Source organism: Pedobacter sp. SG908, assembly GCF_011759615.1.
Lineage (GTDB): Bacteria > Bacteroidota > Bacteroidia > Sphingobacteriales > Sphingobacteriaceae > Pedobacter > Pedobacter riviphilus.
In genome coordinates, this window is sequence record NZ_JAAOYY010000001.1 from 781558 (window position 1) to 803033 (window position 21476).

The following is a 21476-nucleotide window of genomic DNA, read 5'->3' on the forward strand; positions in this document are numbered from 1 at the left end:
TAACTATTTTTTCTTATAAAGTCCCTGCAACTGTGTTAACGCTGCTATCAATTTCTCTTCATCACCTGCTAAACAATAATATTTGATTCCATTTTTATCATTGTCAGGTTCATCTTCACGCTTTTCGAAAACAGGATAAATTGATTTAAGGGTTGTACTATTCTGTTCAGGGCTAACTTTAAATCCTTTCCAATGCTGTATCTGCGATTTATTGGAGGTTTCTATCCTGGCATGATCTAAGCTGGAAAAGGTTTTTCCGATGGTGAAAATCCCGAAATTCATTTCTTCATCAATAGAGAATGAATTTGCTGTAATTTTAAATTTAGTTTCCTCGCCATTATGTAAGGCAATATCGGTTCCACCAATTGCTTTCGCCAGCAATTGATTGATGGTTTTTACAATTTCGGCTTTTGGTTGGGCGAAGCCGCCGAATGATCCAGCCAGTAATAAGACCAGCATTAGTTGTGTTTTCATAATTCTTTAAGGTTAAATATTTGTGTGTATCTAAATTTAAAGAATTATTTGATTTAACACATACCTAAAAATAAGTAAATAAAAAAGGCAACCAGATTTACTGATTGCCCTTAATTTATGTTGTTGGTAATACTATAAATTTCCCCTCAATTCCTGTTCGCGTTCCAACGATTCAAATAAGGCTTTAAAGTTACCTGCGCCAAAACTTTGTGCGCCTTTACGCTGAATAATTTCGAAGAAAAGGGTAGGGCGGTCTTCAACTGGTTTAGTGAAAATCTGCAATAAATATCCTTCCTCATCGCAATCGACCAAAATACCTAGGCTTTCCAGTAGTGAGATTTCCTCGTCAATTTTACCTACACGCTGTGGCATCATATCATAATAAGCTTCTGGTGGGGCACTTAAAAACTCCACACCGCGCGCTTTCAATTCTTTAACTGTTTTAACAATATCTTTAGTGGCAACAGCAATATGTTGAACGCCTTCACCTTCATAATATTCCAGGTATTCTTCAATCTGCGATTTCTTTTTGCCTTCGGCAGGTTCGTTAATCGGGAATTTCGAATAGCCATTTCCGTTGCTCATTACCTTACTCATCAAAGCCGAATATTCTGTGTTGATCTGCTTATCGTCAAAAGATAAAATGTTCACAAAGCCCATTACATCCTCGTACCATTGTACAGCCTCGTTCATGCGGTTCCAGCCTACATTACCCACACAATGATCGATGTATAAAAGGCCTGTATCGGTAGGTTGATAATCGCTTTCCCATACCCGGTAACCTGGCATAAAGGTTCCATTATAGTTTTTACGCTCGATAAACATGTGTACAGTTTCGCCATAAGTATAAATGCCACTCATCTTAACCTCTCCATTTTCATCAGTCAAAGTTTGTGGTGCTAGGTAGGGTTTCGCACCACGTTTTGTGGTTTCTTCAAAAGCGCTGTAAGCATCGTCTACCCAAAGCGCTAATACTTTTACACCATCGCCATGTTTTTTGACGTGCTCCGATATCGGGTGATCTGATTTTAACGCTGTAGTTAAGATCAATCTGATTTTTCCCTGTTGCAATACATACGATGAACGATCGCGTACACCAGTTTCCGGGCCGGCATAAGCCAGGCTTTGAAACCCAAATGCGGTTTTATAGTAGTGGGCAGCTTGTTTAGCGTTGCCTACATAAAATTCGATATAATCCGTTCCGTTAATAGGCAGAAAATCTGGTGCTTTTGATATTTTTTCTGCGAATGTTTGTGTTTCCATTGTTGTTATTATTTTTAAATGGCTAACCGCTTAATTGTTTAAATCGGTTAACTGTGTGTGTTATTTTAAAGATTTTAAATCCTATAATCTCGAAATCTTAATCATCCTAACTTTACTCTACATTAATCTGCCAGCTTTTGTGATAATTCTCGTCCTCAATATCCAAAGCATCCTGTGTAAGCATTAAAGGTTTAAAAGGATCAATCATTACCGCCAGCTCATCTGTTTTTTCTTTTCCGATTGATTTTTCAACTGTACCGGGGTGCGGTCCATGCGGAATACCTCCAGGGTGTAAAGTAATCTGCCCCTTAACTACGCTTTTACGGCTCATAAAATCACCATCTACATAATAAAGCACTTCATCGCTATCTACATTGCTATGGTTATATGGTGCCGGAATAGAATCTGGGTGGTAATCATATTTACGGGGAACAAAAGAGCAAACCACAAAATTGTGTCCTTCGAAAGTTTGGTGAACTGGGGGTGGTTGGTGTAAGCGACCTGTTATTGGCTCAAAATCGTGGATAGAGAAGGCATATGGATAATGATAACCATCCCAACCTATATAATCAAAAGGATGTGTGCCATAGGTATAGGGATAAATTAGCCCCTGCTTTTTAATCAGCACCTTAAAATCGCCGTATTCATCATTGGTTTGCAGGTTTTGGGGTAGTCTTAAATCACGCTCACAGTAAGGTGCATGTTCCATTAGCTGTCCAAACTGATTTAAATATCTTTTTGGTGATCTTAGCGGACTAAAACTTTCTACAATGAACAACCTATTTTGTTCGGTATCAAACTCCATCTGATAAATGGTCCCCCTTGGGATAATCAGGTAATCGCCGTAAGCAAACTTAATTTCTCCGAATCCTGTTTTTAGCCTTCCAGAACCTTCGTGTACGAAGATCATTTCATCGGCCTGGCTGTTTTTGTAGAAATAATCAGTCATCGATTTTCTTGGCGCTGCCAAAACGATATGCAGATCGCTATTCACCAGAACTGCTTTTCTGCTTTTTAGAAAATCATCTTCAGGTTTAATATTAAAACCAATTAAACTCGTATGTTTCAAGTGTTTTTCCCGGGCAATTTTTGGCTCAACACTGTACGCCTCACCTAAATGTTTTACTATGGTTGGCGGATGGCAATGATAAACCAATGAATATAAACTCGAAAAACCTTCGGTTGATACCAACTCTTCGGCATAAAGATTTCCATCAGGTTTACGAAAAACCGTGTGGCGTTTAGCTGGAATCTGCCCCAATTTATGATAAATAGGCATAATTAAATGATGTTATGGTTAGAAAAGAAAAAAATCCTAATGAATTAACAATTAAAACGGCTACGCGTTTTAACTAAAAAGAAAGATGAATGAAATTACAGTGAATACTGAGCCATGATCAGCTTGGATAGCATCTTATAGCGACGGGCCGCAATAGCGTCGTTTACTAAATTAATATGTAATGCTTTTAAGATCATAGTTTTAATGGTACTAAGGTAAGTATTTTATTTAAAAGTTGAAATTTTAATTACCTTTAATTACTTACTATACAATCATCCCAATGAAGTTTATTTTTACATGTTTAATTTTTTTAGCCTTGAGCTATAGCGCTTTTGCGCAACAAAAGGCCAAGTACACGATTAGGGTTATAGACCGCAGTGGAAAAGCAATAAGAGGTTCTTTTTACGCTGCAGCCGATGATGGTTTAACAATTATCAGAAACAGGAAGGACACCCTAAAATTAAGTGCCGATAGTATCAGCGCATTATACATACATCGAAAGGGGATAGCTGTACCGCTGGCCATTGCCGGAGGTTTAACATTTTTTGTGTTGGCCGCTAAAAGCGATAAATTGGTAGAATCGGTAGTACTTATTGCTGCTGGCGTACCAGTAGGGGTATCTGGTGGATTATTGCTCGGCGGATTACTCTCCAACAAAAAACACTATAAAGCACTTCAGGCAAAAGATTTTCCTTTAATTAAATCAAACCTTCAGAAATATACCGTATTAAAATAATAACGCTTAAGTTTTATTTTGAATGTCCTAATTTCTTAGCTTTACCGCGTATTTAACCAAATCATATATGAAACTAGTATCTTATAAAACCGAAGACAGGGAGCATCTTGGTATATTTATCAATGGACATATTTATAACTTAAATAGTTGCGATAAATTGCTTCCAGATAATATGAGTACGTTTTTGCAAGGAGGCGAAGTGTTAATGGAAAGGGCAAAAAGGATAGACGATCAGATAAAAGATGGTAGTTTAGCTGCTAAAGAAGAAATTTTTTATGAGATTTTAGCGCCTGTTCCACATCCTACCAGTTGTCGTGATGGATACGCTTTCAGGCAGCATGTTGCTGCGGCACGTAGAAACAGAAAGGTTGATATGATCCCTCAATTTGATGAATACCCAATCTTTTATTTTACCAACCACAACGCTATTCAGGGTACTGGAGAAATTGAATGTATGCCAGATCATTTTGATAAACTGGATTTCGAATTGGAGCTTGCCATTGTTATCGGTAAAAAAGGAAGAAATATTAAAGCTGCTGAGGCTGATGAATACATTGCTGGTTACATGGTAATGAACGATATGAGTGCCCGTACCTTGCAGATGGAAGAGATGTTACTGAATTTAGGTCCTGCAAAAGGAAAAGATTTTTCTACCGTAATTGGCCCATGGCTGGTAACGCCTGATGAATTATTGCAATATAAAGTTGCGCCTAAAGAAGGGCATGTTGGTAATGCTTACGATCTTAAAATGACCTGCAGAGTAAATGGCATCGAAGTTTCGAAAGGAAATGCTGCTGATATGGACTGGACTTTTGCCGAAATTATAGAACGTTGTGCTTACGGTGTAGATATTCTTCCGGGTGATGTAATTGGTTCAGGAACAGTGGGTACGGGTTGTTTCTTAGAGTTAAATGGTACTGGTTTGCTTAACGATCCAAATTATAAAGTACAGTGGTTACAACCAGGTGATGTTGTAGAAATGGAAATTACAGGCCTTGGGGCTTTAACTAATACGATTACTAAAGCAGATACCGATTTTTCGATCCTGGCGTTGAAGAAACATTAATTTTTGATCTTTTAAATCATTAGGAAAGGCGGTCGTCATTCTGAATTCAGTTTAGGATCTATGTGATTAGATGCTGAGACAAGTTCAGCATGACGATCGTTACAGAAAACTTTCGAATATTTTTAACCTATCAATTTTGCTAACTTTAAACACCTCCGATTTAACACCTGTAGATCTGCAAAATTATTTGCAATACGCTATCGCTCCGCGGCCGATCTGTTTTGCCTCAACTATCGATGCCGAAGGGAATATTAATTTAAGCCCCTTCAGTTTCTTTAATATGTTTAGTACAAATCCGCCGATCTGTATTTTTTCCCCGTCGAGGAGGGTGCGCGATAATACCACCAAACATAGCTTGGAAAATGTACTGCAGGTTAAAGAATGCGTCATCAATATTGTAAATTACGATATGGTGCAGCAAATGAGCCTGGCCAGTACCGAATATGCCAAAGGCATAAACGAATTCGAAAAGGCGGGATTTACCATGTTGAAATCTGATCTGGTTCGGCCACCAAGAGTTGCCGAGGCGCCAGTACAGTTTGAATGTGTGGTAAATGAGGTAATTTCATTAGGTGATCATCATGGCGCAGGGAACCTGGTTTTGGCCGAAATAAAGGTGATTCATATTGATGAGGCAATTTTAGATGAGAATGGTCGGATTGATCAGCACAAAATCGATCTTGTAGCCCGCTTAGGAGGCGATTGGTATTGTAGGGTTACGGGCGATAATTTGTTTAAAGTAGCAAAACCCCTGGCTAAATTGGGCATAGGAATAGATCGTTTACCACATTCGGTCCGTTTTTCTAAAGTATTATCTGGCAATGACCTTGGAATGTTAGGAAACGTTGAACATTTACCAAGTGACGAAGAAATCGACTTGATCAGTACCCATGCTGAAGTAAAAGAAGTGCTCGATGCTACCATAGGTGATACAACTAACCGCGAAAGAGAGCTGCACGAACTGGCGAAAAAGTTTCTTCAAAATGGAGCGGTAGAGCTTGCTTTAAAAGTTGTTTTACTTTAAATTTATTAAGATAATTTTTTAAGCTATGCATACAATTGTCCAGGTAGATCAGTACATCATCAATTCGGCAGAATTTGCGATTCCCATTTTAGATCATTTGAGAAATCTGGTACATAAGGCTGATGCCCGTATTGAAGAAAAAATTAAATGGGGAATGCCTTTCTTCGATTATAAAGGTACGGTTTGCCATATGGCTTCTTTCAAGCATCATTGTGCATTTGGCTTTTGGAAAGGATCTTTAATGAACGATGAATACGGTATTTTTAAAGAACGTTCTGAAGCAATGGGCTTATTGGGTAAAATAAAATCTTTTGACGACCTGCCTTCAGATGAAATTTTGATTGCCTACATTCAACAGGCTATTCAATTAAACGAAAACAATGTAAAATTACCACCAAAACCAAAAACCACAGAGAAGAAAGAACTGGTTATACCTGAATATTTTATTGAAGCTTTACAAGAAGATCCTGAAGCATTGTCGGTTTTTCAGAATTTTAGTTTATCCAATAAAAAGGAATATGTATTGTGGCTTGAGGAAGCTAAAACGGAAGCAACCAGAATAAAAAGATTGGAAACCACTTTGGCGTGGCTTGCAGAAGGCAAAAAGAGAATGTGGAAATATAAAAAATAATTAAAGGATACTTACAATTTTCATGAAACGGGCTTTATAATGACCGTCAAGATCGGTAATAGTTACCTGGTGCACTTTCCCTGAAGAGGCATGAATAAATTTGATCCCGTTTTCGTCAATGGAATAAACAATCCCAACATGACCGATCCTTCTTATTCTTGAATTACTGCCTGTAAAAATCAATACATCGCCTACTTTTGCATTTTCCAGACTGGTTTCTTTCCCCGCATAGCTAAATTCTCTCGAAGAGCGTGGAACTTTAAAACCAAAATTACTGAAAACATAACTTACAAAGCCAGAACAGTCAAAACCAACTTTAGGATTACTTGTAGCATAACGATAGGGGATACCTAACATACTTTTGGCAAAATCGATTAAACTTTCGGATTGCTTGGCTGAGGAATTGTTTGAAGGCTTATCCTCCTTAGGTAGACTGGCAACGAGCTTTTTAACTAACTCCTGGTACTGAGCCGGAATGATGGTTTGGGCTTTTCCTGTTGTGGCAGACAAAATGAAAAACGCAATCGGGACTATTATTTTCTTCATATGTTAGAACCAAAGATATAAAAAATATCCAAAGTCGATTAAAATGTTGAAAATGAGTGCAAATTAAAAAGTCCAAACAATTTGCCTGGACTTCTGATTAAAATATTTGTTTTCGATTAAATACTTGGGAACATGGTTTGCGCTTTGTCGCCTATTAATGGAAGAGGCTTTTGCTCACCATTATTTGCACTTATTGCACCTAGAATAATCAAAATAATGTAGGCAATGTATATTACATAACTTAAGTATCCAAAAATTGCTGTTGGCACAATTATGATTAATACTGTTACCGCTACATTAAGCACAATCATACCCAAATGGAGCAATAAAGATTGCCTTAAGTGATAGCTGGATAGCGCTGTTTTATTGTCTTTGTACATTGCAAAGTACGATATTAGCCAGCCAATAAGAAAGATGTAGCTCACAACAGCAGCATTTTTTCCACTGTCGGCTGTTTTAAAAGGAGAATTTGTTTCCATAGATTTTTTTAGTTTTTCAATTACTGCAAATTACTAAAAATTATCATATTATGGTGTGGTAACAGCAACAGGTAAAATTTTGCCATTAAAAAATTTATGTCCGGTTTTAGAAAAATCACTAATATATTTCCCCATTTCGAAAGCCATAACCGGGCTTTGGTATCCTGGGAAAGCAGCTTCAAGCATTTCCGTCTGTGCCGATCCTAATGCAAGGCAATTGATCTTGATTCCTGTTTCAGCCAGTTCAAATGCTAAACATTCAGTTAAGGTATGCAGTGCTGCTTTACTTGCCGAATAAGCCGAAAGTCCTGGAAATTTAACGCTTCCTTGAAAACCACCCATACTACCAATGTTCACAATGTGGCTTCCGCTTTGCATTAAGGGTAAAATATGCTGTATCATTCTGAAATGTGAGATCACGTTGCTCTGTAACATTTCACCAAGATCAATTTCTGTGGTTTCTAAAAAAGGTTTATTAATTAATGCGCCTGCATTGTTAATTAAGATATCAACAGATCCTAACCTTTCCTTTAAAAATGGAACTAATGCGGCATAATCATCATTTACAATGTCAAATTCTACCGGTAAAAGTGTACATTCTGGATTAATGCCTTTAGCAATTTCCAAGAGTTTACGCAGTTTATCTGCCGACCGGGCAATGGCTACAATCTTGTTCTCTTTCTGTAAGCTAAATTCTAAAGCAGTTTCGAAACCGATTCCGCTACTTGCACCTGTAATTATAATGTTCATTAAAAAAAGTTAAAAATTGTTGTAAAGTTAAAAGGTTGAACTTTCCGAGCCTGGTGAAATCAAAGTTAGGAAAAAAAGAGTAAGTCAACTAAAACCTAGTTTGCGATAAGGATTAAAGAATAGCGATTACATCACTTAATTTACGCAATATGTTGCAAACGTGGTTGTCAGTTGTTCTCGTTATAAATGAGGATGATTGGAATTGATAAGAAATTTAAGGTATTTGAACGATAAGTTCGTCATGCTGAATTTATTTCAGCATCTATTTTGCATTAAGACCCTGAAATAAATTCAGGGTGACGACCGACTTATTAAAGCGATAAATCAATCCTCTACAATCAGCTGGCTCACCGGGTTTTTAATTACATGCAAACCATCATTAATCAATTTAGTATGGTCTAACTCTTTGCTTGCTTTAATTTCGAGATAAACCTGAATTTCTTTTTCCAATTGATGATAGATCTTTTTGTGATAAATAATCTCCAGAATTTCTAGTGCACAAAGCCAATCCTGCCTATGGTTTGTTTTAAGTTGCGCAAAGATTTCGGCAAGTTTATCCAAACCTTCCCCACTTTCCCTAATCGCTCTAACCGTTTGGTATAAACCGTGCAGTTTTAAAGTTTTATCATCATAAGTAATGTGATGCGTTTTCTCGTTACTAATTAATGTAATCTCTTCGTAAGCGTCTTTATCGGCAGCGCCATTAAAAACTGAAACAATGGTTTCGCCTATGGCCATATCATAAATGCCCCAATCGGGTTTAAACAGCGTATTTCCATTACGCTCTGTAACCGTACAATCTTTAAAGGCAATTAAAATGAGCTTATCGTTTTTTGTAATAATATCTTTAACTGAACCAGCTACTTTAATGCCACTATCAAATATAAGTGTGGCTTTTTCGCCTGTAATTATCCCTATAGTCTGTAATTCAGCTAAGCTATAATCTTCCAGTGCTTTTGCAGCATCTTTTAACCGACCAACAGGCGACGAAAAACCATCAGCATGGTAATCTTTCCCATGGCCTTTTAATTGTTTTCCATTAAATGCCAATGCCGAAGGGCCAGTGGTTTTAATAAAGGTTACTTCATCTTTTGTGCCCACACCAATGTCGGTAAATACACCGCTTACCTGCAGGCCCGAACTATAAACTGCTGTGGCTACATTTTTACAGGCAATTGCTTTCATAATACCCTCTGTTCCACCTTTTCTAAAGGCCATGGTATTGGCAAAGGTTTCCAAAACATCAATAAGATTTTGGAATGTTTCGGTTACAAAAAGCTGTGGTTGTGGTTTGGTAATATCGTAAGCGTAATTAATCGTATCGATGTTGTACCAAAGTTTCTCTACATCATTTTGCATACAGGTTGCACTTTCACCGATAGAAGAAAGCAAACCAGCACCATAAATTTTTGGATTTTCTAAAGTGCCAATTAATCCATACTCCACTGTCCACCAGTGTAAGCGACCAAGTAAAGCCATTTCAGAAGGCTCACCCATGTTTTCGCTGATGTAACGAAGCTCTTTTTCTGCCTTGGCAATCTGAATCTCGTCTACATCTACAGCTTCTTTCAAAATCGATAGTTTCCTAATGGCCTCGTAAAGTTCAAAATCTTTCGCCGAGAACATGGCTTTTGCGCCAATCGAACCAAAATAGCTTAAATAATTGTTGTAATCCGTATCTGCGATGATAGGGGCGTGGCCAGCACTCTCGTGTATAATATCTGGTGCTGGTGTATATTCAATGTGATTAATCTGGCGGATATCAGCAGCAATTACTAGTACACGGTAGGCCTGATACTCCATAAATGCAGCTGGCGGAATAAAGCCATCAACAGTTACTGCACCCCAACCAATCTTACCGAGGTTGTCGTTCATGGTTTGCAGGTCGGGAATGTGCTCGATACTTAAACCCGCTCGCTGTAAGCCTTTTATGTAAGGGTAATAAGCAACATTTTTAAGATAACTATAATTCTGGCGCATTACGTAACGCCACACTGCTTGATCGATCGGTGTGTATTTTTCGTAATTCTGGTCGACAATAAATTGCTTTAAATGATTGGGCAATTTTGCTACCTGCGCATTATTAAAATCATTAAAATGGCTCATGGTTAATCTGAAAATAAGTTGGTCGGCAGCTAAGTTAGGGTGTTGTTTTTATCTTATCAAGAAAGCAGCAGCATAAATTAACAGGTGAAAGTAATAAAGGTATAAAGAGGAGAAAGAGATGGGGTGAGGATTTGGAAAGATGTTGTAGCATTTCATCGGGAGGCTCTGGCCGGGCTGTCCGCTAAATCTTTTGCTGCCCTTTTGCTCCGCTCTGGCTGGTAGCAAAAGGATACCGCTTCCATCCCGTTTATTCACAAAGGTTTGTGCTGATAAACCTATTTTTTCTGCGTTTTGCCAAAAAACGAAAATAGGAGCTATATTGTGGCCCTTTAAACCCGACTGGCGCGTAAAGCCCGGAGCGAGGTACGATTGAGGACTTGAAGCAAAGGCGGGACTGAAGAAAGCGAATGCCAGTAAAACTGCTTTCAAAAAAAAATAAATAAAATTAAAAAGGATTATAATTTGGAAAGATGCTGTAGCATTTCATCGGGAGGCTCTAGCCGGGCTGTCCGCTAAATCTTTTGCTACCCTTTTACTTCGCTCAGGCTGGCAGCAAAAGGATACCGCTTCCATCCCGTTTAAGTACGTTGGCTTGCTGATGAAACCTTGGTTGGGTATCGCATCTTGAGCCATAAACAATTACTGGTAATTATTAATGCTTCTTACCTGCTTTTTTATTCCCGATTTTTTTAACGCTAAATGTAAAGTAGTGCTGATATAGGTAACTAAATGAGGCAACTAGCACTGCTACAATAACTTTTGAAATAGTTGGGTAAACCATCAATATTTCTACAAAGAATTTAAATAGAAAAACATTAAGCAATACATTGATAAACTGCAGGTTTAAAAATCTAAATAACTGCGTGCGACCTTTTACTTCACTATGTGTAAAAACTACATAACGATTGATCAGAAAACTAAATGGTATTACAACAGCAAAATCTACAGCAAGTGCTGCTGTATCCTTTTTGAGCGTAAAGAAAAATATCTTAACCTCATCATCATGAAAAAGAAAGTTGAATGATAAAAAATAAATGATGATACCCAGCACGAATGTAGTGCCTCCAGTTACCAAATACCTGAAATTATGTGCAGAAATATATTTTTTAAAAGGGGGATAAAAAAAATCTATTACGGCTAAAATTGCTGTACGCATTGAAAAAAATATTAAAAGTTTCTTGGCCGAAATATTAACAATCGGTTTACCTCATATAAGTTTAAGGCGCAAAGGTAATTTTTTATATAGAATTTTGTAGAAACAAAAAATCGAGAAATCACGCATTTTATTCGTTATTGGTGTAATATGTAGGTTGTGCTACAAAATCGATTACTGCACACCAGGTATAAGAGGGGTGGGGCTGTATACTTACGCCAACGGTATTGAGCTTGTATTTTTGATCGAGTAAATTAAAACGATGGCCGAGCGAAGGTACGCCACAATCTAACAACAAATGGCAAACAATATCTAAACTGTTAGAGTAGCCAAAATCGATATTTTCGCTCATGGCTTTATTTGGGAAATATCTGGATAATCGTTTGGAAAATTTATCTCCGTTACTGCTCTCATGCGTGTCGAGATTATTTCTGTTCAAATCCTGTGCATGGCTCCGGCTTAACGAAGTTAATTTATCATCAGGATAAAACATCTGCAGGTTTTTTATGCCTCGTAAATGTTTAAGTAAAGAAGTGTAATACGAATTATTTCTGGTAATCCTGAGTTCATTGTAATTTCTGTACTTCCGCACTTTAGCATTGTAGTTATTGATGTAGTCTTCTAAAAACGTATAATAAAACTTTTCGCCATCAATGCGGATTAGGTTCATATACATCACAATGTTTTTTTCTTCGTTGCTTAAATAAGAAGCATTTGCTGCGGTATTAGCTTTGCGGAATTCGGCATCAGTCCATTTTTGAGCATTAACCTGGCCAGAAAAAATTATAAGTAAAAGAGTGGGTAGAAGTATTTTAAACATAGAGTGATTTTCATGGATAACGTCTTTTAATTTTTTTTATTTCTCGTCTGTTAAAAATAATATCGCGTAAGCAATTAGTTACAGCCTTTACCTGATAAGGCAATGTGAATATTCGTAATTTTAGTTTTAGAAAATAATGATGAAAAGAATATTAATACTGGGCTGTTTATTAAATTTTGCAGTTTCTTTAAAGGCGCAGATTGATACAGCAGCATATAAAACGATTTCAAATCAAGTAAAGAAAGAATTTGCTCCAGATAAAAGATCTGTTTACTTTAATATTCAGTTTAAGGGAGATACTGTTCTTGCAGAAAGTACATCGGCGCAAGTGCTCGAGGCACTAAATAATCAAACCAAAGATTTCAAGGGTTTCGTTAAAATAAATACGCATCTCCCGTCGAGCAATTTAGCTGGGATGGAATATGGATTAGCCAATCTTTCGGTCTGTAACAATAGAGCTGCCCCTCAAAATGCAGCAGAAATGATGACGCAGATGATTTTGGGCACACCTGTACAAGTATTAAAGAAACAGGGCGGCTATTATCTGGTACGCACACCCGATGGTTATTTGTCGTGGACTGATGCTACCGCCGTAAGTGTGATGGATAAGACAGCTTTTGAAGCATGGAAAAAATCAAAACGGATTATCTTCACTTCCGATTTTGGTCATGCTTTTAGCAAAGCAGATATCAACTCCTCCCGCGTTTCTGACTTAGTAAATGGCAATATCTTAGTATTAACTGGCGAAGAAAAAGATTATTATCAAGTTATTTTCCCTGATAAACGGGTCGGCTATATTAAAAAAACTGATGCTCAAGTATTTTCTAACTGGTTGAAAAAACCCAATCCAAATGCGGAAGCTATTTTGGCAACGGCAAAAACATTAATTGGGGTTCCCTATCTTTGGGGTGGTACATCTATCAAAGGGGTAGATTGTAGTGGTTTTACCAAAACAAGCTATTTCCTGAATGGAATTATCATTCCGAGAGATGCCTCGCAACAAGCTTTGGTTGGAGAAGATGTCGCTGTTTTAGAAGGAGATTCAATTAGTCTTACTAAATGCCTTAAAAATCTAAAAGCTGGCGATCTATTGTTTTTCGCCGCAGCAAAATTGAAAGGAACATCTGGAGGAAGGATAACGCATACCGCTATTTACATGGGCGATGGCGAATTTATTCAATCGGCCGGAATGGTTAGAATTAATAGCTTAAAACCTAATGCAGCCAACTTTGATGAACGTGAAAGCAAAACCTTGGTGAGTGCCAGGCGCTTCCTAAACCAGATTGGTACATCTGAAATCACAAGGGTTGACCGACATACCTGGTATGGAGCCTCAGCTTATTAGATGCTAGGTTTAAAGCAGATGTTCAATAAGTTCTCGCGTTATCCTAAGTTTCTCTCAGGGTCTTAATAACCTAACAGCTACTGGAACAAGTTCAGTATGACGCAAGGGTTTTAATTTATTTTGTTTCCCTTGCGTCTTAATGGTTAACTAAATTTTACAAAAACATACCGCCTGATGCTTCAATTCGTTGTGCATTAATCCATCTGGCATCTTCAGTACATAAAAAAGCAACTACACCACCAATATCATCAGGTAGACCTACACGACCTAAGGCTGTATTCGAGGCGATTCCTGCATTAAGCTGATCGTTATCGCGCACTACACCACCACCAAAATCAGTCTCTATTGCACCAGGAGCAACAATGTTTGATCTGATTCCTCTTGTACCTAATTCTTTGGCCTGGTATTTTGTTAAGGTTTCCATTGCACCTTTCATCGATGCATAAGCGGCATAGCCAGGGGTAGCAAAACGCGCCAAACCAGTAGAAAGATTAATAATCCCACCGCCATCATTTAATAGTGTTAAAGCCTTTTGGGTTAAAAAGAAAGCACCTTTATAGTGGATGTTTACCAAAGTATCAAATTGCTCTTCAGTAGTTTCGGCAAATGAAGCATGAATGCCAATGCCTGCATTGTTGATGAGAAAATCGAATTTTTCAGCATTAAAAACAGATTTCAATATGGCTTTAACTTCTACAAAAAAGGCATCGAAAGTTTTGGTGTCGGCAACGTTTAACTGTAATGCCACAGCCTGTACCCCTAGCTGTTTTATTTCATTAACCGTATCCTCTGCTTCTTCTTTTTTAGATTGATAAGTAATAATTACTCCAATTCCTTTTGTCGCAATTTTTAAAGCCGCATTTTTTCCTAATCCACGGCTACCACCGGTTACCAGGGCAATTTTATTTTGTGTTTCCATTTTCTTTTAATTTGTTAAACAAAGTTAGATGGAAATACGCTGCAAAAATGGTGACAGCTTAAGTAAAAATGGTGATTGTTTAAGTTTTATGTGGTGATAATTTCCTTTTTTGCAGCCAAAGACTGGAAATAAGCTTCTCTGTACTGTTTGGGTGTTTGGCCAGAGAAGTGTTTAAAAAACTTGGTAAAGTTAGATGGATCGTATGTTAAAATTCTGGCTATTTCGGCAATAGGCATGCTAACATTCTGTAACATCGATTTCGAAATTTCCATTAAACGTTCTTCAAAGAAATAACAGGGTGAGTGGCCCGTAGCCGATTTAATGGTATTGCTTAAATGCGTGGGATGCACGTGGATAAGTTCAGCAAAATCTCTTACCTCGAACATCTCAGTTGCCCTGCCCGATACTACATCGTCTAAATGCTTATCCAGTTCCTTCAAAAAATCGGCTGCGATTTCGTGTTGACGGGCAAAAAACTTCTGTGGGATTTTCATATTAAAGCAATTGCTGTTTAAACAAATATAATATTCGGATAAATAAATATTAAATCTTAAACCTATTTGTGACTAAAGGATTATTAATGCAAAAGCCGCTGATTTTTAGACCAACGGCTTATATTTTAAAAAGTTTATTCTTATTTCTTGCTAAAGGGTAAGTCAAAAATACCATCTGTTACCGTTACTGATGTATTAATGGTCGTATCTTCATTGGGTGCTTTAAATGAAAATGTTCCTTTTAATTTACCACCAGCTTCGCTTGTAATCGCCAATGTACCGCTTGTAGCAGTAAATGAGCCTGTAGGTGTTTGGTCTTTCATATAAGATCCAACTCCATCAGTTACAAGATCGTAGGTGCCCACACCTTTATAGTCTATAACTGAAAGAATCATGCGTTTATCACCATTTATAGTTACAATCGTAAGTAAATTGCCAATAATTGGTGTGTTGATTGATGTTGCTTCACCGGTAAAACCAATTGTGGTGCCATCTACCTTTGCACTTAAATTATTAGTGCTGTTATTGGTTTCTGGCAGTTTAACCGGAACCAAACTGATCATAAACTGCCCATCGCTGATGGTTTTGCTTGTTGCAGTAGATTGATTTTCGCCTTTAAACTCAAAAGTGCCCTTAATGTATTTGTCTGCTAAGTAACTGGTTATCTTTATTTTTCCTGATGTATTGCCTATGTAAGCATCTTGTAATCCGGATGTACTCAAAAGGTAAATCGCCATATTGTTATCCGATAAATTATAGGTGCCAACACCTTTAAAACCGCTGATCAGTAAACTAAAGCCAGTATTAATTCCTTTGTTACCCGAGATTTGGACACTTATTTCTCCACCTACATCATAAACCTGAGCAGTAGCTAACGTACATTGTACTAAAGCACCATCAACTTTTGCGCTCATTGTAGATAAAGTCCATTCCTGATGGTAATCGATTTCCTTTTTACAAGATGAGGTAATTAAAAGGCATACCAGTGCCAATAGCGATAATTTGAAAGGTACTTTCACGAGCATTAATTTGTTTGGGTTAATTAATATGCTAAGATAAAGAAAACTGATACAATTTTTTAACAAATTTCTCCCGTTGATACCAGTCGTTATAAACCAATTCTACATGCTTTACTTCAAAAGTGCCAAAATCGAAATCTCGGTATTTTTCGATAAGACTGAGCAAAGCATCTATGTTGGCTAACTCCGATCTGAAACGGATTACTGTAGCGTGGGCGGTTTGGATGGCATAACGTTTATCTATACTCTGTTGCAGGTCCGAATTTTTAAATGCAGCTCTTAAATCATCTCTGATTTTGTTTAAAGTATCTGTTAAAAAACCTTGAATTAAAATGCAGGATGGTGATGCAGTAAGTCCTTTAAACTGAATCTTGAAATGCTTATGTCTGGCTAAAACCTGTTTGATAAGTTGAATGTAATCCCCAATATGGATATCCTTTAAGTCGAAGCCCTCATAACAGGAAATGATAGACATTAGAGTAATGTGGATATCAGCATTCTGATAGTAATATTGATCAGGTTCAATTGCTTTCGCTTCAGTTAAAAACTGTTGAATTTTATCCTTTGTTGCTGCATCTGGTCTGATTACCAGTGTGATTCCAAAACGCTGATCGGCCTCATCATCAATTAGATGGTCTGTTTCGTAATCACCTGATGATATTTTAGCAATTGATTCGATATAAAGTTTATGATAGTGTTCTGCTAAATTCATCTTTTCTTACACAAAAAAGTCGCAGGCTTAAAACCTGCGACTAAATATGATCTAGTTGGATGCTGAAATAAACTCAGCATGAGGTTTCTCGTTTTAAGCCAACAAAGTTTTCCAACTTACTGCCGAGCCGATAATGTTTCCTAAATCGGCAATGGCTACACGTTCCTGCTCCATGCTATCGCGGTGGCGGATCGTAACAGTATTATCTTCCAAACTCTGGTGATCAACCGTGATACAGAAAGGCGTACCAACGGCATCCTGACGGCGGTAACGTTTACCAATAGCATCTTTCTCCTCATAAATGCAATTGAAATCGAATTTCAAAGTATCCATAATCTCCCGGGCTTTCTCAGGTAAACCATCTTTTTTGGTTAATGGGAAAATAGCTACTTTGTAAGGTGCCAAAGCCGGGTGTAAACGTAATAAAGTACGGCTATCCTGTTTATCATCAGTACTTAAATCCTGTTCTTCAAAAGCATTAATCATGGTTAACAGGAACATACGATCTAAACCGATAGAAGTTTCGATTACATAAGGAACATAGTTGCCATAAGGTTTACCTTCTTCGTTTAAATCATTGTCGAAATACTGCATTTTCTTGCCAGAATATTCCTGGTGTTGTGTTAAGTCGAAATCGGTACGGCTGTGGATTCCTTCAACCTCTTTAAACCCAAACGGAAATTCGAACTCAATATCAGTAGCCGCATTTGCATAGTGTGCTAATTTTACGTGATCGTGGTAACGGTATTTTTCAGGATTGGTACCTAAAGCTTTATGCCATTTTAAACGTGCTTCTTTCCAGTATTCGAACCATTTTGTGTCTTCACCCGGGCGAACAAAAAATTGCATTTCCATTTGCTCAAACTCGCGCATACGCATAATAAACTGGCGGGCAATTACCTCATTTCTGAAAGCCTTACCAATCTGTGCAATACCGAAGGGAATTTTCATCCTTCCCGATTTTTGAACATTTAAAAAGTTTACAAAAATACCCTGCGCTGTTTCTGGGCGAAGGTAAACCTCATCACTGCCTTCAGCCATTGCACCAAATTGTGTGCTAAACATCAGGTTAAACTGGCGTACATCAGTCCAGTTAGAAGTTTTAGATATCGGGCAGATTACCTTGTAATCAACAATTAAATCTTTCAGTTGTGCTAAGTTCTCAGATTTAAGCGCAAGGTTCATTTCTACCTCAAGCGTTAAACCCTTTTTAACAAATCTCCAACTTGCCTCTTCAACAAAAGGATATTTGGTATGATCTAAAATCGTTTCCTCATCTTTAAATGTTGGCACCCAGCTTGCCTGGCCCTCATCACTTAAACCCAATATTTCTTGTTGAAACGCCTCGAATTTAGCTTTGTTATCAGCACTGAAGTTGGCCAATTCTGAATATAATTCATCAATTTTATTCTCTAATAACTGGTCAGCACGGTAACGTTTTTTAGAATCTTTGTTGTCGATCATTGGATCGTTAAAACCATCTACGTGTCCGCTGGCTTTCCAAACTTTAGGGTGCATAAAAATTGCAGAATCGATCCCTACGATGTTTTCGTGCATTTGCACCATGGCTTTCCACCAATAAGTTTTAATGTTGTTTTTTAATTCGGCACCCAATTGGCCATAATCGTAAACAGCACTTAAGCCATCATATATTTCGCTGCTCTGAAATACGAAACCGTATTCTTTAGCGTGTGATATTACATTTTTAAATTGTTCGTCGTTATTCTTTTGAGCCATAATGCAGCAAAGATAATAAAAAGGTGGAGGGTTTAAAGGTATAAGACTGAAGGTTTTTGATCAATGGCAAAGGAACTGTAGATTTTAGAATTTCTGCACTTCTTAGGTGTTCTAAGGTGTCATAGAAGGTCGGAAACAGACGAAAGGTATCTTGCCAGTCGGCTTATATAGCCTTAAATCTCTTATATGGTTCAAAGTAATTAGGAAAGCAATAGTCGTGCTTGTCGGTTTCGGAGCTCCTGCTTTCCGCTTTAATCGTTACACTCGTGCTCGCTGCAATCAGGTTTAGGTGGCAGGAAATGTGAAACTATTAATGTTTAAATATAGGGCGCAAAAAAAAATCGGCGCAACTAAACGTCACACCGATTTTTAAAATTAAGAGAGTGATTAGGTTTTTGTTGGCTTAAATGCTGACGTCCCTTTCCTCTTCAACACTTAATACGCCTTCAATTTTTTTGATATCTGCAATTTTATGATTGCCCGGAACAATTACGATTACACCAATTGAATCTAAAGCTTCTACATCTTTAACCCCAATTTCCTTCAGCTCTTTTGCCACTGAATCCATTGCGTCGTTTTTTACAGATATTAACCATTTTGTTTTCATCTTATAATTTTTTCAATTGGGCCAATTGGATCGATAGGGAATTTCGGATTAATCAAAATAGGGGTTCTATCAATTGGGAATTTTATCAATCTTGTTTTTGTAGGCGCCTGTACCAATCCTGCACCTACATCTCTACCAGGTAAAGGTAACGTTTTCGCAGTTGAGGTTAATTTTCTCCACAAATTAATTCCTCTCAAGCCCGATGCTTGTGCCCATAGTGCGGCAATACCGGCAACATGTGGGGTAGCCATACTGGTTCCGTTCCAGCTCGCATACTTGGTAGGCAGTTTTGTAGAAGAATACACGTTAACGCCCGGAGCAGCAATATCTACAGCACCGTAAGTTGGGTAAAGGCCTCCGTTAGAAAAAGCAGCTACGTTCATGTTTACATCTACAGCACCTACAGCCATTATTGATGGGCAGTTTGCAGGGTGCATTACTTGTCTAACTGTACCTGGCCTTGCCGAATCGTTTCCAGCTGCAGCAATAATTAAAGTACCCTGAGCTAAAGCACGGGCAGCAGCGGTTTCAAAAACAGCAGAATAACCCGCTCCGGTTACAAAACCCCTTAACGACATGCTTACCACATCACAACGGTTGGCAATGGCCCAGTTAATGCCGGCAAGAATGCCTCCATCACCACCAGATCCACCATTGCTTAACACTTTTCCGATATAAATGCTTGCGGCATAAGCAATTCCATATCTTTCAACTGCCGATGGTGAGCTAACAGGACCACAGGAAGTACCGGTACAGTGTGTGCCGTGGCCATGTCCATCCTGTGTAGTTTCGCCAGTGATGAAACTTTGGTGAACAATAGGACGGCCAGCAAAATCAGGATGAGTAAAATCGAAGCCAGTATCCAATATGGCAACTTTAATGCCTGCACCATTGTATGGGTTGTATCTTAAAAAGCTGGTTGGCACAACATTGGTTGCTTTTAATCCCCAGGTAGCGCCAACCGATTCTACTTCAGATTGTTGCTCTTCGTAGTTGTAATCTTCTGTTTCGGTTCCAACCAATACATTGGTCATTTGGTTTACTGCGTCTCTGTAGCCCTCTACATAATTTTGGGTACTTTCATCCAGCATTCCAATCGCATAAACTACTCTTTCCTTTTCTACAATCATTTCATTTTCGCCTAAACTGCTGATTGAATTTTCAATTTTTGGTTTTTCGTTTACGATAGCGATACCCAATTTGTCCAATACAATACCATCGGTTTTAGCCAGATCTTTATCGGTAAAAAATTCATTTTCGAACTCCAGGGAGCTTTTTAGGTTCAGTCCGCTAATGGCACTGATTGAGTTGATCGAATCTGAAGTGTTAGATCCCTCTGGTAGTAGTACCAGGTATCTTCCTGTGTACTCTACTTTTTCTTCTTTTTTCAAGGTTTTTGACATGGTTTAAGTTTTTTAAGTTTTGCCTACTCTGTTCAGGATTTTCGGCTTATTCCCATTGGTGTTTTTTGTTGATAAACACTAATCCAAAATTGAAACACTTGGAGCAGAAAAACCTTAGGTAAACCACTAGAAATCAACGGTGAAAGCAACGAAATAAAAAGCAGTAAAAACAACAATAAAATATGGGGAAAACCCCATCTGTTATCTATAAAAGTTTTATCACATTTGGGAATAAAAGTTAACTTTAATTAAAACTCAAAAATTATGGAAATGCAACATTTACCAACCTATGCTATCGTATTTTTATGTGGAGCATTAGTATATTATCTGTTACAGAAATTAATCGATCTTATGAAAACAAATGAAAGGCGCGGACGTCCAAATACGATGGATCCGGCAATAATCCAACAAATGGTAGATAACTACCGTAACAATCATTTAGCTGCAATTAATAAAGTATTGGGAATAAACGATGCACATTCAGTTTCATTCGGTTTAAAAACCCTTAAAAAGTTTATTGCTGATATTGAGTTTTTTACCAAAAAAGTAAATCCACGCATTGCTGATGGTGCACTAGGTATCCGTTTCTACTACGCTGCTTATCCAAAAGAGAACGAATGGAATAGTTTTGAGGATGAAAAGGCGATCGGAAAAAATTATGCTCAAAAACATACACTTGTTATGATCCCTACTTTAAAGAAGAAGAGCAGCGATGGAAGCTACCAGGATTATGATTTTAATCCTTTAGACCGCTCTACTTTCCCAATAAAAGAAAGAGAAAAAGAACAGCCGATTACCTTAATGGCTATGAGTTCGGATAGTAGCGACACTCAATCGCGTGAGGTAATGGCTCAAAACCATGGGCAAACCATTCCGCCAGCCGATTCAGCAATAGAAACTTATTAATATCTTA

At 37.8% G+C, this 21476-nt stretch carries 23 protein-coding genes; 6 read left to right on the top strand and 17 right to left on the bottom strand.

The window, feature by feature from the left end:
- Positions 1 to 3: 3 nt before the first annotated feature.
- From FHT21_RS03160 to FHT21_RS03170, 3 genes are all read right to left on the bottom strand, one after another.
- Complete coding sequence (locus FHT21_RS03160) at positions 4 to 474, bottom strand: hypothetical protein (RefSeq protein ID WP_167293317.1); 471 nt, start codon at positions 472 to 474, stop codon at positions 4 to 6.
- 132 nt (positions 475 to 606) lie between these two features.
- A complete protein-coding gene (hppD, locus tag FHT21_RS03165; RefSeq protein ID WP_167293318.1) occupies positions 607 to 1737 on the bottom strand; it encodes a 4-hydroxyphenylpyruvate dioxygenase in 1131 nt (376 codons plus the stop codon).
- 112 nt (positions 1738 to 1849) lie between these two features.
- Positions 1850 to 3016, bottom strand: a complete 1167-nt coding sequence (locus FHT21_RS03170) for a homogentisate 1,2-dioxygenase (protein WP_167293319.1) — start codon at positions 3014 to 3016, stop codon at positions 1850 to 1852.
- A 280-nt stretch (positions 3017 to 3296) separates the two neighbouring features.
- Between FHT21_RS03170 and FHT21_RS03175 the strand changes: the two genes are divergently transcribed.
- The 4 genes from FHT21_RS03175 to FHT21_RS03190 all read left to right on the top strand — a co-directional run bounded on the left by FHT21_RS03175 (position 3297) and on the right by FHT21_RS03190 (position 6473).
- Complete coding sequence (locus FHT21_RS03175) at positions 3297 to 3752, top strand: hypothetical protein (protein WP_167293320.1); 456 nt, start codon at positions 3297 to 3299, stop codon at positions 3750 to 3752.
- Between the two features lie 67 nt (positions 3753 to 3819).
- A complete protein-coding gene (locus FHT21_RS03180) occupies positions 3820 to 4818 on the top strand; it encodes a fumarylacetoacetate hydrolase family protein (protein ID WP_167293321.1) in 999 nt (332 codons plus the stop codon).
- Between the two features lie 136 nt (positions 4819 to 4954).
- Complete coding sequence (locus tag FHT21_RS03185) at positions 4955 to 5842, top strand: flavin reductase family protein (protein WP_208398932.1); 888 nt, start codon at positions 4955 to 4957, stop codon at positions 5840 to 5842.
- Positions 5843 to 5867: 25 nt separating this feature from the next.
- Positions 5868 to 6473 (top strand): YdeI/OmpD-associated family protein, encoded by a 606-nt coding sequence (locus FHT21_RS03190; protein ID WP_167293323.1) that lies wholly within the window; start codon positions 5868 to 5870, stop codon positions 6471 to 6473.
- On the opposite strand, the gene FHT21_RS03195 is transcribed toward FHT21_RS03190, so the two are convergent.
- From FHT21_RS03195 to FHT21_RS03225, 7 genes are all read right to left on the bottom strand, one after another.
- On the bottom strand, positions 6474 to 7019 hold the full coding sequence (locus FHT21_RS03195; RefSeq protein WP_167293324.1) for a C40 family peptidase: 546 nt from the start codon (positions 7017 to 7019) through the stop codon (positions 6474 to 6476).
- Between the two features lie 116 nt (positions 7020 to 7135).
- Positions 7136 to 7498: a hypothetical protein gene (locus tag FHT21_RS03200; protein ID WP_167293325.1), complete on the bottom strand. Its 363-nt coding sequence runs from the start codon at positions 7496 to 7498 to the stop codon at positions 7136 to 7138.
- A gap of 48 nt (positions 7499 to 7546) precedes the next feature.
- Positions 7547 to 8248, bottom strand: a complete 702-nt coding sequence (locus tag FHT21_RS03205) for an SDR family oxidoreductase (RefSeq protein WP_167293326.1) — start codon at positions 8246 to 8248, stop codon at positions 7547 to 7549.
- A gap of 324 nt (positions 8249 to 8572) precedes the next feature.
- A complete protein-coding gene (locus FHT21_RS03210; RefSeq protein WP_167293327.1) occupies positions 8573 to 10354 on the bottom strand; it encodes an aromatic amino acid hydroxylase in 1782 nt (593 codons plus the stop codon).
- 48 nt (positions 10355 to 10402) lie between these two features.
- On the bottom strand, positions 10403 to 10783 hold the full coding sequence (locus tag FHT21_RS03215; protein WP_167293328.1) for a hypothetical protein: 381 nt from the start codon (positions 10781 to 10783) through the stop codon (positions 10403 to 10405).
- A 223-nt stretch (positions 10784 to 11006) separates the two neighbouring features.
- The gene (locus FHT21_RS03220) at positions 11007 to 11510 is read right to left on the bottom strand and encodes a GtrA family protein (RefSeq protein ID WP_167293329.1); all 504 of its coding nucleotides are present in this window, start codon (positions 11508 to 11510) and stop codon (positions 11007 to 11009) included.
- Between the two features lie 127 nt (positions 11511 to 11637).
- On the bottom strand, positions 11638 to 12327 hold the full coding sequence (locus tag FHT21_RS03225; protein WP_167293330.1) for a CAP domain-containing protein: 690 nt from the start codon (positions 12325 to 12327) through the stop codon (positions 11638 to 11640).
- A gap of 136 nt (positions 12328 to 12463) precedes the next feature.
- Between FHT21_RS03225 and FHT21_RS03230 the strand changes: the two genes are divergently transcribed.
- Positions 12464 to 13672: an SH3 domain-containing C40 family peptidase gene (locus FHT21_RS03230; protein ID WP_167293331.1), complete on the top strand. Its 1209-nt coding sequence runs from the start codon at positions 12464 to 12466 to the stop codon at positions 13670 to 13672.
- Between the two features lie 154 nt (positions 13673 to 13826).
- Here the strand turns inward: FHT21_RS03230 and FHT21_RS03235 are convergent, their stop codons facing one another.
- From FHT21_RS03235 to FHT21_RS03265, 7 genes are all read right to left on the bottom strand, one after another.
- A complete protein-coding gene (locus tag FHT21_RS03235) occupies positions 13827 to 14591 on the bottom strand; it encodes an SDR family oxidoreductase (RefSeq protein WP_167293332.1) in 765 nt (254 codons plus the stop codon).
- 86 nt (positions 14592 to 14677) lie between these two features.
- Positions 14678 to 15085: an AraC family transcriptional regulator gene (locus FHT21_RS03240; RefSeq protein ID WP_167293333.1), complete on the bottom strand. Its 408-nt coding sequence runs from the start codon at positions 15083 to 15085 to the stop codon at positions 14678 to 14680.
- Between the two features lie 140 nt (positions 15086 to 15225).
- Positions 15226 to 16110 (bottom strand): DUF6252 family protein, encoded by an 885-nt coding sequence (locus FHT21_RS03245; RefSeq protein ID WP_167293334.1) that lies wholly within the window; start codon positions 16108 to 16110, stop codon positions 15226 to 15228.
- A 25-nt stretch (positions 16111 to 16135) separates the two neighbouring features.
- Positions 16136 to 16816 carry a 2'-5' RNA ligase family protein gene (locus tag FHT21_RS03250; protein WP_167293335.1) on the bottom strand — a complete coding sequence of 227 codons (681 nt, stop codon included), beginning with the start codon at positions 16814 to 16816 and terminating at the stop codon, positions 16136 to 16138.
- Between the two features lie 93 nt (positions 16817 to 16909).
- Positions 16910 to 18553, bottom strand: coding sequence for a glycine--tRNA ligase (locus FHT21_RS03255; RefSeq protein ID WP_167293336.1), 1644 nt, complete (start codon positions 18551 to 18553; stop codon positions 16910 to 16912).
- A 403-nt stretch (positions 18554 to 18956) separates the two neighbouring features.
- The gene (locus FHT21_RS03260; RefSeq protein WP_167293337.1) at positions 18957 to 19160 is read right to left on the bottom strand and encodes a hypothetical protein; all 204 of its coding nucleotides are present in this window, start codon (positions 19158 to 19160) and stop codon (positions 18957 to 18959) included.
- Positions 19157 to 20563 carry a S8 family serine peptidase gene (locus FHT21_RS03265; RefSeq protein ID WP_167293338.1) on the bottom strand — a complete coding sequence of 469 codons (1407 nt, stop codon included), beginning with the start codon at positions 20561 to 20563 and terminating at the stop codon, positions 19157 to 19159. The genes FHT21_RS03260 and FHT21_RS03265 overlap by 4 nt, the downstream gene beginning before the upstream one ends.
- 264 nt (positions 20564 to 20827) lie before the next feature.
- On the opposite strand from FHT21_RS03265, the gene FHT21_RS03270 reads away from it, so the two are divergent.
- Positions 20828 to 21469 carry a hypothetical protein gene (locus FHT21_RS03270; protein ID WP_167293339.1) on the top strand — a complete coding sequence of 214 codons (642 nt, stop codon included), beginning with the start codon at positions 20828 to 20830 and terminating at the stop codon, positions 21467 to 21469.
- Positions 21470 to 21476: the final 7 nt, after the last annotated feature.

Excerpts from the sequence above, each read along its gene's own strand:
- FHT21_RS03160 (WP_167293317.1), bottom strand. The coding sequence starts at position 474 with ATGAAAACACAACTAATGCTGGTCTTATTACTGGCTGGATCATTCGGC.
- hppD (WP_167293318.1), bottom strand. The coding sequence starts at position 1,737 with ATGGAAACACAAACATTCGCAGAAAAAATATCAAAAGCACCAGATTTT.
- FHT21_RS03170 (WP_167293319.1), bottom strand. The coding sequence starts at position 3,016 with ATGCCTATTTATCATAAATTGGGGCAGATTCCAGCTAAACGCCACACG.
- FHT21_RS03175 (WP_167293320.1), top strand. The coding sequence starts at position 3,297 with ATGAAGTTTATTTTTACATGTTTAATTTTTTTAGCCTTGAGCTATAGC.
- FHT21_RS03180 (WP_167293321.1), top strand. The coding sequence starts at position 3,820 with ATGAAACTAGTATCTTATAAAACCGAAGACAGGGAGCATCTTGGTATA.
- FHT21_RS03190 (WP_167293323.1), top strand. The coding sequence starts at position 5,868 with ATGCATACAATTGTCCAGGTAGATCAGTACATCATCAATTCGGCAGAA.
- FHT21_RS03195 (WP_167293324.1), bottom strand. The coding sequence starts at position 7,019 with ATGAAGAAAATAATAGTCCCGATTGCGTTTTTCATTTTGTCTGCCACA.
- FHT21_RS03200 (WP_167293325.1), bottom strand. The coding sequence starts at position 7,498 with ATGGAAACAAATTCTCCTTTTAAAACAGCCGACAGTGGAAAAAATGCT.
- FHT21_RS03205 (WP_167293326.1), bottom strand. The coding sequence starts at position 8,248 with ATGAACATTATAATTACAGGTGCAAGTAGCGGAATCGGTTTCGAAACT.
- FHT21_RS03210 (WP_167293327.1), bottom strand. The coding sequence starts at position 10,354 with ATGAGCCATTTTAATGATTTTAATAATGCGCAGGTAGCAAAATTGCCC.
- FHT21_RS03220 (WP_167293329.1), bottom strand. The coding sequence starts at position 11,510 with ATGCGTACAGCAATTTTAGCCGTAATAGATTTTTTTTATCCCCCTTTT.
- FHT21_RS03225 (WP_167293330.1), bottom strand. The coding sequence starts at position 12,327 with ATGTTTAAAATACTTCTACCCACTCTTTTACTTATAATTTTTTCTGGC.
- FHT21_RS03230 (WP_167293331.1), top strand. The coding sequence starts at position 12,464 with ATGATGAAAAGAATATTAATACTGGGCTGTTTATTAAATTTTGCAGTT.
- FHT21_RS03235 (WP_167293332.1), bottom strand. The coding sequence starts at position 14,591 with ATGGAAACACAAAATAAAATTGCCCTGGTAACCGGTGGTAGCCGTGGA.
- FHT21_RS03240 (WP_167293333.1), bottom strand. The coding sequence starts at position 15,085 with ATGAAAATCCCACAGAAGTTTTTTGCCCGTCAACACGAAATCGCAGCC.
- FHT21_RS03245 (WP_167293334.1), bottom strand. The coding sequence starts at position 16,110 with ATGCTCGTGAAAGTACCTTTCAAATTATCGCTATTGGCACTGGTATGC.
- FHT21_RS03250 (WP_167293335.1), bottom strand. The coding sequence starts at position 16,816 with ATGAATTTAGCAGAACACTATCATAAACTTTATATCGAATCAATTGCT.
- FHT21_RS03255 (WP_167293336.1), bottom strand. The coding sequence starts at position 18,553 with ATGGCTCAAAAGAATAACGACGAACAATTTAAAAATGTAATATCACAC.
- FHT21_RS03260 (WP_167293337.1), bottom strand. The coding sequence starts at position 19,160 with ATGAAAACAAAATGGTTAATATCTGTAAAAAACGACGCAATGGATTCA.
- FHT21_RS03265 (WP_167293338.1), bottom strand. The coding sequence starts at position 20,563 with ATGTCAAAAACCTTGAAAAAAGAAGAAAAAGTAGAGTACACAGGAAGA.
- FHT21_RS03270 (WP_167293339.1), top strand. The coding sequence starts at position 20,828 with ATGGAAATGCAACATTTACCAACCTATGCTATCGTATTTTTATGTGGA.